Origin of the sequence: Xenorhabdus sp. KJ12.1 (assembly GCF_963876495.1) — a bacterium.
Taxonomy (GTDB): Bacteria; Pseudomonadota; Gammaproteobacteria; order Enterobacterales; family Enterobacteriaceae; genus Xenorhabdus; species Xenorhabdus stockiae.
The window spans coordinates 43,285-54,617 of the sequence record NZ_CAWNQH010000001.1; the positions used below are offsets into that span (position 1 = coordinate 43,285).

At 42.5% G+C, this 11,333-nt stretch carries 9 protein-coding genes; all 9 read left to right on the forward strand.

Annotation, left to right across the window (positions count from 1 at the left end; genetic code table 11):
• Positions 1-26 precede the first annotated feature (26 nt).
• The 9 genes from tpx (at position 27) to AACS92_RS00245 (ending at position 11,331) form a co-directional block, all read left to right on the forward strand.
• Positions 27-530 (forward strand): thiol peroxidase, encoded by a 504-nt coding sequence (tpx, locus tag AACS92_RS00205; protein ID WP_099108111.1) that lies wholly within the window; start codon positions 27-29, stop codon positions 528-530.
• A 672-nt stretch (positions 531-1,202) separates the two neighbouring features.
• On the forward strand, positions 1,203-3,371 hold the full coding sequence (locus tag AACS92_RS00210) for a type VI secretion system Vgr family protein (protein ID WP_099108112.1): 2,169 nt from the start codon (positions 1,203-1,205) through the stop codon (positions 3,369-3,371).
• A 23-nt stretch (positions 3,372-3,394) separates the two neighbouring features.
• The gene (locus AACS92_RS00215) at positions 3,395-5,974 is read left to right on the forward strand and encodes a DUF2169 family type VI secretion system accessory protein (protein ID WP_099108113.1); all 2,580 of its coding nucleotides are present in this window, start codon (positions 3,395-3,397) and stop codon (positions 5,972-5,974) included.
• A complete protein-coding gene (locus tag AACS92_RS00220) occupies positions 5,971-7,035 on the forward strand; it encodes a pentapeptide repeat-containing protein (protein WP_099108114.1) in 1,065 nt (354 codons plus the stop codon). The genes AACS92_RS00215 and AACS92_RS00220 overlap by 4 nt, the downstream gene beginning before the upstream one ends.
• Before the next feature lie 14 nt (positions 7,036-7,049).
• Positions 7,050-7,676: a DUF3540 domain-containing protein gene (locus tag AACS92_RS00225; RefSeq protein ID WP_099108115.1), complete on the forward strand. Its 627-nt coding sequence runs from the start codon at positions 7,050-7,052 to the stop codon at positions 7,674-7,676.
• Between the two features lie 9 nt (positions 7,677-7,685).
• Positions 7,686-8,075: a DUF4150 domain-containing protein gene (locus tag AACS92_RS00230; RefSeq protein ID WP_099108116.1), complete on the forward strand. Its 390-nt coding sequence runs from the start codon at positions 7,686-7,688 to the stop codon at positions 8,073-8,075.
• Between the two features lie 160 nt (positions 8,076-8,235).
• Positions 8,236-8,724 carry a type VI secretion system lipoprotein TssJ gene (gene tssJ / locus AACS92_RS00235; RefSeq protein WP_099108117.1) on the forward strand — a complete coding sequence of 163 codons (489 nt, stop codon included), beginning with the start codon at positions 8,236-8,238 and terminating at the stop codon, positions 8,722-8,724.
• Between the two features lie 13 nt (positions 8,725-8,737).
• Positions 8,738-10,093, forward strand: coding sequence for a type VI secretion system baseplate subunit TssK (gene tssK / locus AACS92_RS00240; protein ID WP_099108118.1), 1,356 nt, complete (start codon positions 8,738-8,740; stop codon positions 10,091-10,093).
• A gap of 11 nt (positions 10,094-10,104) precedes the next feature.
• The gene (locus tag AACS92_RS00245) at positions 10,105-11,331 is read left to right on the forward strand and encodes a DotU family type VI secretion system protein (protein WP_099108304.1); all 1,227 of its coding nucleotides are present in this window, start codon (positions 10,105-10,107) and stop codon (positions 11,329-11,331) included.
• The last annotated feature ends 2 nt before the right edge of the window (positions 11,332-11,333 follow it).

The following is an 11,333-nucleotide window of genomic DNA, read 5'->3' on the forward strand; positions in this document are numbered from 1 at the left end:
GTTTACTTATATAGAGGGATAAAACCATGACACAAACCGTCAAGTTCCAAGGTAGCGATATCACCGTAGCTGGGCATTTTCCACAAGCAGGTGAAACAGCAAAAGAATTTACGCTGGTAGCTAAAGATCTTACTGACGTGGCACTGAGCCAATATGTAGGGAAACGTAAGGTACTCAATATATTCCCAAGCATTGACACCGGCGTTTGTGCAACTTCTGTACGTAAATTCAACCAACATGCCGGTGAACTGAACAATACTGTCGTACTTTGCATTTCAGCAGACCTGCCTTTTGCACAATCCCGTTTTTGTGGCTCTGAAGGCCTTTCGAATGTTGTCACTCTATCAACACTGCGTGGTGGTGAGTTTCAGGAAAATTACGGTGTAGCCATTAGCCAGGGTCCATTAGGTGGATTGACTGCACGTGCTGTCATTGTTCTGGATGAAAACAATAATGTTATTTATAGCCAGCTCGTAGATGAAATTACTAACGAGCCTGATTATGACAGCGCATTAGCAGCACTGAAATAATTCGTTATAAAGAACCTCTGGCGGTAATTATTATGTTGTTACCGCCAATTTTATCTTTTTTTCCCCACCACTTCTCCTCTCTATTCTTATTTTAAAACATCTTAAATATAACCTAAACAGATAATAGCAGCCTATTCACTCATTGCCCTCGCCGCCCTCAATTTTATCACTTTGTTAACTTTATCTTTTTATTTATTAGATATAACACATTAATTTAAACGATAAATAAATTATTTAAACGATAAATGAATTATCAGTAATTTCTCTTTTTAAGGTTATCTTAAATATAGATACATTATCCTAATTTAATTAACCATGTTTTATGATATTAGAAAAAAGTTTACCCGACATAATTCATTAATTTAATATAATTACTTATAATCTCCTATCTAACTAATCTAAAATTATTTTATACAATAAAAACAAAGTAATACATTGGGTTATTTCTTTTTATAAAGACAAAATATAAACACAAGTTATATATTCCTTAAATAAAACATTCTCTGGTGATTACACATTCTGACTATTGTGCTTAACTCAATATCAGAAACCAACAGCTACATATTTATTATATATCCGAAATGCCTCACAACAGTAAGTTCCACCAGCTATCATATATTCCCGCATCCAGCCGGAATAGGCGGTAGCTTTGCATAAAAGCGAGTCCATATTATGGAAAGACAGTTTATCGCACATACTTCATCCGGCGAAGAGTTATACTTTAAATCACTTAAAGGAATAGAAAGATTATCGGAACCTTATGAATTTGAGGTCGAATTACTGAGTAAAAATAGATTATCTGATCCTATATCGCTTCATAATACTGTACTTACCGTAGAAATAAAAACCCCGTCAAAACAAACAAGATATTTAAGTGGCTATATAGAAAAAATCTCTTATTCGCCATTTTATAAATATGATGACAGGCTTTATTTATATACTGCTACAGTAAGGCCTAAGCTTTCGGAACTAAAAAAGAAATCCGGTTATAGCATCTGGCAGGAAAAAACCGTACCTGAGATTGTCACTACAGTATTACAGGGTGCCAATGTTAATTTTGAGGATAATCTCATAGAAAACTATCGCCCATGGGAATATTGCGTTAAATATAACGAAACTGATTTCGATTTTATTCATCGTCTAATGGCGCATGAAGGTATTTATTATTACTTTAAACATGAGAATGGCAACCACACTATGGTATTAGTCGATATGCCCCAAATGCATTATCCAATGCCGGGGTATGACACGATTAAATATTTCAGTGTCGGTAGCATCTTCAGGAAATTGGACCAAGAATATATCTATACTTGGAATATTAGCAGTTCGACTATCCCCAACAGTTTCAGTACTGATGACTACGATTTTCGTAAGCCCCGGGCTAAATTACAGTCTCTCACTCAAACTTCGCTCAGTTCTGTTGATAGTACAGAGATATTTATGTGGCCGGGACGCTTTATAAAAGGTGATCAGGGGCAGTTTTATGTCCGTATACTTCAACAGGCTTCAGAAGCACAAAGTGAGCTGATTAATGGAACAGGCAATGTACTGGGAATGGCTCCGGGCCACACTTTCACACTCTCTCTGCCTAATAGTATCAAAGGGGATGATTACAATGATTATCTGATTACCGGAGCACAATATTCATTTTATGAATCCGATTATGGCTCAGTCTTTGAGTGTGATAGTGATGACGATGATAGTGATGATGATAAGCCTGACAAAAATATTGTTCAGTTTGAAGCTATCCCCTCCAATGTCCATTGGAAACCACAAGCCATCACGCTTTGGCCAAAAGCAACCGGTGTTGAAACTGCGGTCGTAACAGGTCCTAAAAATAAACCGATATGGACTGATAAGTATGGCCGGATAAAAGTGAAATTCCGTTGGGATAAAACAGATAAAAAAGACGATACCAGTTCCTGCTGGATACGTGTGGCAACGCGTTGGGCTGGCTGGCGATACGGCAGTATCAACGTTCCCCGTGTGGGAGAAGAAGTTGTTATCAGTTTTGTCAATGGCGACCCGGATAAACCTTTTGTTATCGGTAGTACTTATAACAATGAAAATATGCCGCCGTGGGAACTTCCCAAACATGAAACTCGCAGTGGTGTGATGTCAAATACCAAAAATGGTAAGCATGATCAGGCTAACTATCTTTTTATGGATGATGAACCGGATAAAGAGTTATTTGATCTGCACGCAGAGCGGGATATGAATATCTCCGTTGAAAAAGATAAGACAGTCAAAATTGATGGGAAGCGTACTACGGAAATTAAAAAAGAACAAACAGATACGGTGACAGGTAAAGCGAATTTCACCTACAAAGATAATCGGGATACGGCTGTCAACGGCAAAGATACCTTAACGATTGATAAAGGGCAGCAACGAACCATTAAAAAAGGGCGAAACACCGAAATCGATGGTGGAGATACCTACAAACTCACAGGCAATTTAACTGCCAAAATTGATGGAAACTGGACTCAAAATATTACCGGAACAACGCTAATCAACAGCCCTAACCTCATCACAATCAAGAGTGATACTAATGTTATTGTGGATTGCCCAACGTCTATATTTTCTGCTAAAGCTTGCAGCATAGACTTCAAAGGATATGGCATTTCCAGTACTGGAATGCAACAAAGCAACACCGGAGTGATTAATAGCATCACCGGTTTTAGTAATTCAATCACTACATTTTCCATGAACTACACGGTGGTAAACCTGAGTACAGTAGGATGTGATATTTCTGATAAGGATTTGGAGATAAGCAAAAAAACGATGGCTATTGCACAATCAAGTATCCGACTCCTCAATTCTGCCCTACATATGTTTACCTAATAATTTAACAGTTCAATATTTCAATGAAAATCATCAAACCACTACGCTTAAGTCTACTTTATCGGCCTTATCGCTGGATGCAGAAAAATCATCTCGGCGTCACTGTGATGGCTCTGACTGATATGGGCACAACTCCCCGTCTGAGACCGGAGCCGGAGCTTTGGCAACTGGCAGAAAAAGAACTGAAAACCTGTAATGGTATTATTGATCTTGCCATGCCTAAATCCTGTGCTGAATTTCTGGCGACAGGTTATGCCTATACCCATCATCAGACTGATAAAACCGCCTGTAATGTGCGTATTAAAGTTGATCAATTGGAAAAAAAACTGGCTGTTTTTGGTGATCGTTACTGGGTGGGAGGTACTTCTTCAAAACCTCAAGTCTTTGAACAAATGCGACTGGACTGGAGTCGGGCTTTTGGAGGAGAAGGTTATGATGATAACCCACACGGTATTGGTTTCACGCCGGAAATATTAGAAAACGGCACTAAAATTCATCAGTTACCTAATATTGAAGCCTTCCAAAAACAATTGTTATCTCCGGAAGATACTCCCGAACCCGCTAGTTTTTGCCCTTTGGATTTTACATGGCCACGCCGGTTTGAACGCATCGGTAAGCAATATGATAAGGAGTGGCTGGAAAACGAATTTCCGGGATATGCCCATGATATTGACTGGCGGTTATTTAATGCCGCACCACAAGATCAGTGGTGGGAGCAACTGCCTGCCCTGCCGATTAAAGCTGCATGGCGGATTGAGAACATGCATCCGAAAAAACCGGTGCAGGAAGGTCGTCTGCCAGCATGGAATGTGCGCTGTTTTATCAGACGGTTACGTCTTAATGAAGAGATTGACGAAGAAATTGTCATGCGCCAGACAACCGTATGGTTCTTTCCTCATCTGGAGCAAATGCTCCTGATATGGCACGGAAGTACACGGATAAATGAAGATGATGCAGCCGATGTCTTACAGATGATATCCGCGCTGGAACATCAGGATAGCCTACTACCCGCCAGTCATTATCTGGCGGTGGCCAAACAGCGCACGGACAAAGAAAAAGGAGTGTTGTACACGTTCAGGGAAAAAGATCTTATTCCTGAGGACATTATCGGCCCGTGGATAGATACAGAGTCCTCAGTAGAAAGCAGCCCGATACAGGAATCGATACTTAGGCGTCAAAAGCTCCTCCATGAACAGCAAGCTGCACGTTTAGCTGAGCAGGATTATGATATCAATACAATGATCCCACCCACTCCTCCGGTCGCAGTACCTTCAACCAGTCCCCGGCTGGATGAACTACCAGAATTCGTGGAAAAAATCGAACAGGAGGCCAATCAAAAAAAAGCCGAAGCCGAACTGAAACAAGCAGAGATAACCGCCAAAGCAAAAGAACAAGGTATCGATACGTATTTATCTCTTCCAGAGAGTAATACCAAAGGACCGGAAGGAATTTATTCAACACGGGATATATTGCGTAAGCAACAGCAGCACACCGGATTGAACGATCAAGAACTGGCACAAATTGAACAGTCGCTACGTGATACCTATTTTTTGTCGGTGCAATCCCAGAGTCCTGCTTTGCGACTGAAGGGGGAATTATCAGAAATCATCCGCAAACGGGCACAAAAAATTATGGCACAAGGTGGTAATTTCAGTGGCATGGATTTTACTGGTGCAGATTTATCTAACATGGATCTACGTGGCGCAAACTTTTCCGGCGCATTATTGGAAAGTGCCTGTTTTAATCACAGCCAACTGGATAAAGTGGATTTCAGTGAAGCAATGCTGGCCAGAGCAGAATTCTGCCATACTTCCCTGTCTGGTGTGAAACTGGATAAAGCGAATCTGGTACTGGCTAAATGTGAGCGAAGTGACTTTTCCAATACCGATTTCAAAGAGGTCCAATTGCAGGAAGCCCTATTTGATCACTGTCAATTCAACCACTCCACATTCACCGATCTTTTACTGAGACAGGTTTTTATTACACATGGTGATTTTCACTCTTCACAATGGAATAACTGCACACTGACAGAACTGGAATTACCCGCTCTCAGCTTTAATCACGCAACACTGAATAAAGTCACTTTTCTTAAGTGTAAACTGGAACAAGCCGTTTTTGATGAAGCACAATGTGAAAGTTGTTCATGGATAGAAACGGAAGTCAATCACATCCGGTTCTGTTCGGCAAGCCTGTTGAATTGTGCTTTTGTGATGAACAGTACGCTTAATCAGGCTGATTTTACTCAGGCAATACTGACTGAGTGTAATTTGCGTCAGATGCCGTTGGTTCAGGCCCGATTTCATTCCGCTATACTGAATAACAGCGATTTGAGTGAAGCTGACTGTCGGTCAGCAGATATGCAACATCTGAATGCAACAAAAAGTATTTTCATCAGAACCGATTTTCGGGAGGCTCTGCTGAATAATGCCAACCTGATGGGTGCTCTGATGCAGAAATGTAGCCTGCATGGTACTGATTTACGCGGCGCGAATTTATTCCGGGCCGATATGTCTCAGTCTATCATTGATGATTCAACCCAGTTTGAAGGTGCCTATCTGCAAGGTATCAAAACCTTACCTAAACGCGATAAGGAAGTGATATGAATTCACTGTCAGCAGATGAACTGATCGCAAAAATCAAACAGGGTGACATCATTGAAAAAGTCAGTCTGGCACATATCTCACTGGCCCAGCGGGATTTAACCGACGGAATATTCAAAGAAGTCGATTTTTCCGGTACTGATTTTTCCCACGCTCAACTGAAAGATACCATTTTTTCTGCCTGTCAGTTCAAAGAGGCAACATTCGATTCCACTCTCTTCGAACATAGTGTTTTTGAACAGTGCAGTCTGGCAAGTGCCACCTTCGATAAAAGTCACATAACTAACAGCCTGTTTAATCAATGTGATTTAAAGAAAACCCGCTTTACAGAAACAATACAGAACGACTCTCAATTTACCTCAAGTATTCTGCAAGAAGCCGATTTCAATCACAGCGATCTTAAGCGAATTGCCTTTATTGACTCATCGCTTGATCAGGCCCGCATCACTTCCAGCGATCTTTTTCTGGTTACCTTTTTTCGCCAGAATTTACGGAAAACGCACTTTTCTGCCAGTAAATTCACGAAAGCGGTTTTTTTTGAATGTGACCTGCGTGGTCAGGACTATCAACAACAACAATTTCAGGAATGTCAATTTACCGGTTGTCAGCTTGAAGCCGTGAATTTCAGTCATGCCAGATTAACCAACTGTAACTTCAAAGGAGCGGGGTTACAGGGGGCAGTATTATCGAATGTTAACGCGACCCAATCCCTATTTATCGAAGCGGATTTGACTGGGGCACATTGCAGCAACGGCTTATTTATCCAGTCTATTTTTGTCAGTGCCTGTCTCGAATCCGCTGACTTCAGACAAAGCCAGCTAACACAGGCCATTATGCACAAAGTTCATGCCGTCAATGCCCAGTTTACCGGTGCTGACATGACCTATGCCGATCTTTCCTACGCCAATGTCAGCAACAGTGATTTTCGTACCACGCATTTTATGCGAACACTTTTTCATCGTGCTGAACAGGCTGGGGCATTGTTCTCCGATCGTAATGGCATTCTGGAAAATGATCCTGAACTGTTTGCCGCCGAAGAGTGGGAGCTACAACGCAAGATTTAATCAGGAGAACTAAAATGTCAGAACTTTCTTACGCGTCCTATACACTTTCTTCACCTTTGCTTACGGATGAACCTTCACAACAGGTTGCCGGACAGGTTATCAACCGCCTTCAGGATGGTAGCTTGATGGTGGAAAGCCACAGCCGGGGATGGCATTGCCGACGGGCTGCCAGTTGTTTACTGACACCTGAACTGGGTGATACCGTCTTACTCACAAAAGTGGAGGGGAAACTCTGGGTGCTGGCTATATTAGAACGCCCTGAACAACAACAATCGGCAGAAATCAGCGTACCCGGTGATTTGACTATTGCACCTCATGGCAATTTACATTTAAACAGCGAAGGATTGCATATTGATGCCAACGATGGTCAATGCCATATCAAGAAAATGCAATACACGGGTGAATCTCTCTCTGCCTGGGTGTCAGTGACCCAATTGGTTGGCAATAAACTTGAATCAGTCTGGCAGACCGTTACACAACTCAGTCACCGCCTGTTTCGTCATACCACACAGACAGAGCAAGTACGGGCGGGTCAGTTAGATATGCAGGCTGAAAACTACCTGCGTCTGCATGCCCAAAATACCATGATGTCAGCAAAAGCCATTACCAAAATAGATGCTGAACAAATTCATATTGGTTAAGGAGATATTATGTTTGCCAATACTCAAAGCGGGGGGATGGATCTGGCTACCCCTGATGTCTGTATGACTCCCCCTTTTTCAACACCTATACCGTATCCCAATATGGCTCAGGGACCTACTGGTATTACGAATGCCATGAACATTTTATTTGCAGGAGCACCAGCCCATAATCTGATGACAATCTATCCCATGACTATGGGCGATAACGCCGGCGTTAATACTGGTGTGGCTTCCGGTACGGTGATGGGACCGGCACGGCATACATTAGGGGCGAATACTCTGTTAATCAAAGGCGCTCCCGTGACGCGACTAACCAGCATGTCAATGCAGAACTCGACCAACTCTGTCGGCTGTCGTATTACACCAAGCCAAACCAAGGTGCTGATTTTATCAGCCTGATACCCAACTTTTCTTTTATTCCATACTGGCTATACTAAAATTATTAATAATTCATGAAATTTATTACCTTATATTTTGTACTGCAAAAAACGAAATATTTTAATAAATACCTTGTATTCAATTAGTTGTATTTAATTAACTGTTGGGTGATAACTGCTGGATGACGAAAAGAATTTTATTAACGTTTCTATTAATCATGGCAGGCTGCTCATCACAGCAGCCAGAAAAATTACCTCCTTACCAATTAGTTTTTAATATTGCACCAAATGTTAATGATTCAGCTCCACTGAAGATTGACGTTATGCTATTGAAATCAAAAGAAGAGTTTATGTCGGCAGACTTTTTTTCACTTCAGGGCAACGCGAAAGCAGCACTGGGGGATAAATTAGTCAATGAGGATCGGTTTTTTATCCTCCCTACCGAACATGTCCGTCATCTACTGGAACAGAATCAGCCAGAAATTCATTACATTGGAATTGTTGCCGAATACAGGCAATTAGATGGAAAGAAATGGCGTATTGCTCTTCCGGTATCGGTACCAGCAAAGCCTCCGTTTTACAAATTCTGGCGTTCTGCACCTGACAAACTACAGGTGTGCATTAAAGTTACTGGCTCTGGTTTAACTCCTGACTTAACTTGTGCTGCATGAACTGAAGAAAATCATGAATAAATCTGAAAAAGTCATTTGGACAGAAGGGATGTTCTTACGCCCTCATCACTTCCAGCAAGCTGAAAGCTATCTTGAAGCCTATGTCCGTGATTGGGGGAAAGCCCAACTGCCTTATTATTGGGGTTTTCTGACTCTCGAACTGAATCAGGAATTTCTCAATCAGGGGAAAATTATGCTTTCCTCTGCGAGCGGTATTTTTCCGGATGGAACTCCATTCAGTTTTGATGGCGCTGACGCACCAGAACCTTTACAACTCTCTGAAAATCAGACCGATATTAATGTCATGCTGGCGCTTCCCCACTTTCGGCGGGGCAGAGAAGAAGTCATTTTCAGTGAGCAGAAAAATTCGCTGGCGCGTTTTATCAGTTTTGAAACTGAAGTCAATGACTTTAATGCCATGTCAGTGGGCAGTGCTGCTTTACAATTCGGCAAAATGCGCCTGCGCCTGATGGCGGAATCTGATTTAACACCAGAATGGACTGCATTGAAGATTGTTCACGTAGTGAATAGAACCAGTGATAATAAAATATATCTTGATCAACAGTTCATTCCTCCCCTGCTCAACTGTTATGCCAGCCCGCAAGTAGCCGGGTTTGTAACCGATATTCAGGGGTTACTGGAACAGCGCCGCCAGCAGATAAGCCAGCGTTTATTACAACTGGGGCGACATAATGACTCTGAAATCATGGATTTTCTCTTACTGTCCCTTGTAAATCGCTATAGTGGTCAGGTAAACCACGCACACAATTTATCACTATTGCATCCGGAAAGATTATTCAGCGAATGGCTGCAATTTGCCACTGAGCTGGCGACATTCTCCCAAAGCCGTGTTCCTGATGAAAATCTTCCTCTCTATGATCATGATAATCTGACCCTGAGTTTTAATCAGCTTATGTTCCATCTGCGTCAGGGGCTGTCCATCATTCTGGAAGAACACGCTATTCAGTTACCACTCACCGAATACTCTCATGGTCTGAATATCGCCACACTACCTAATGCCAATATGGTGAATACATTCAGCTTTATTCTGGCGGTCCATGCTGAGACCACTAATGAAACCTTGATGAGCCACTTCCCGGCTCAGATGAAAATTGCCCCTGTCGGACGTATCCGTGAATTAGTGCAGTTGCAGCTACCCGGTATTGCAATACGAGCCTTACCATCCGTGCCGAGGCAAATTCCCTGGCATTCAGGATATGTCTATTTCGAACTAGAAAAAGAGGGTGATTTGTGGAAACAAATGGATAAAGCCGGTGGCTTTGCATTACACCTGGCGGGTGAGTTTCCCGGTTTAAATATGGAGTTTTGGGCTGTCCGTAACCAGCCTAAACAGTCTAAACAAAGGTAACGACACCTATGATGAGACAAGAAGCTCTTCATACTGATCAGATATGGCTTGCTGATGACACCAGTGAAAATCCGTTGGTGGCTGCGGCCAATCCTCTGCTGAATACGATCCCAAAAATCCGGCATACCACCTCCCACCCGGATCCCGCAAATTTACGGCAGCATCTGATCGATGAAATACGACGCTTTGAAGTCGCATGTCAACAGGCAAACCAGCCCTATGAAGTTATTATCGGGGCGCGTTACTGTTTGTGCACCGCCTTAGATGAAGCGGCCGCACTGACTCCATGGGGAAGCCGTAGTGTCTGGTCAGGTAGTGGGTTACTGGTCACGTTTCATAATGAAACCTGGGGAGGTGAAAAATTCTTTCAGCTTCTGGCTAAACTATCACAAAGCCCCAAAGAAAACTTATTTCTGCTGGAATTGATTAATTTTTGTCTCCAGCTCGGGTTTGAAGGGCGCTACCGCATCATGGATAACGGTCGTTCTCAGCTGGAAACACTAAAACAACGTCTGTACCAGTTGATCCATTCAATCCGGGGCAATTATCCGGCCGAGCTGTCAACTAATTTGCAGTTACTCAAAAAACCTAATAAAGCCTGGAAACCTTTTTTACCTATGTGGGTTTGTCTGCTATTTCTGTGTTTTTTGGGTTGTATCCTGTATATCAGCCTGAACTGGCGACTGGGTAATATCACTACCCCGGTTTTATCCTCTATCTACCAGACCAGTCTGCCCAATGTGCCCGACAGAAAAATATCACCGCTGCCACCTCCTGCGCCAGTGAAAGAGGAAAAACTGAATCTAAGAAGCCGATTGCAAGCTGAAATATCTGCCGGACTGTTAACCGTCTCCGTGAATGATAAGAGTGTGATTACACTGGAGGGTGATGGTGTATTCAGGTCTGGTTCATCTCGCATCAAGAAAAACTATTTATATGTTATCAAACGTATTGCAGAAGAGATGAATCATTACAAAGGTGAAATTCTGGTGGTCGGATATACCGACAATGTGCCCATTTATTCATCATCTTTTGCCTCTAATTACGCGTTATCACTGGCCAGAGCCAAATCTGTCCAAAAAGAACTCCAGCGCTATCTGGATCAGCCGGGACGCGTCAAAACAGAGGGAAAAGGTGCAAGCGATCCTCTGGTACCCAATAACACCCCCGCTAACCGGGCTAAAAACAGACGAGTAGAAATCACGCTGTTAGTTTCTCCTGATGCTCAAATAAAGTGAGG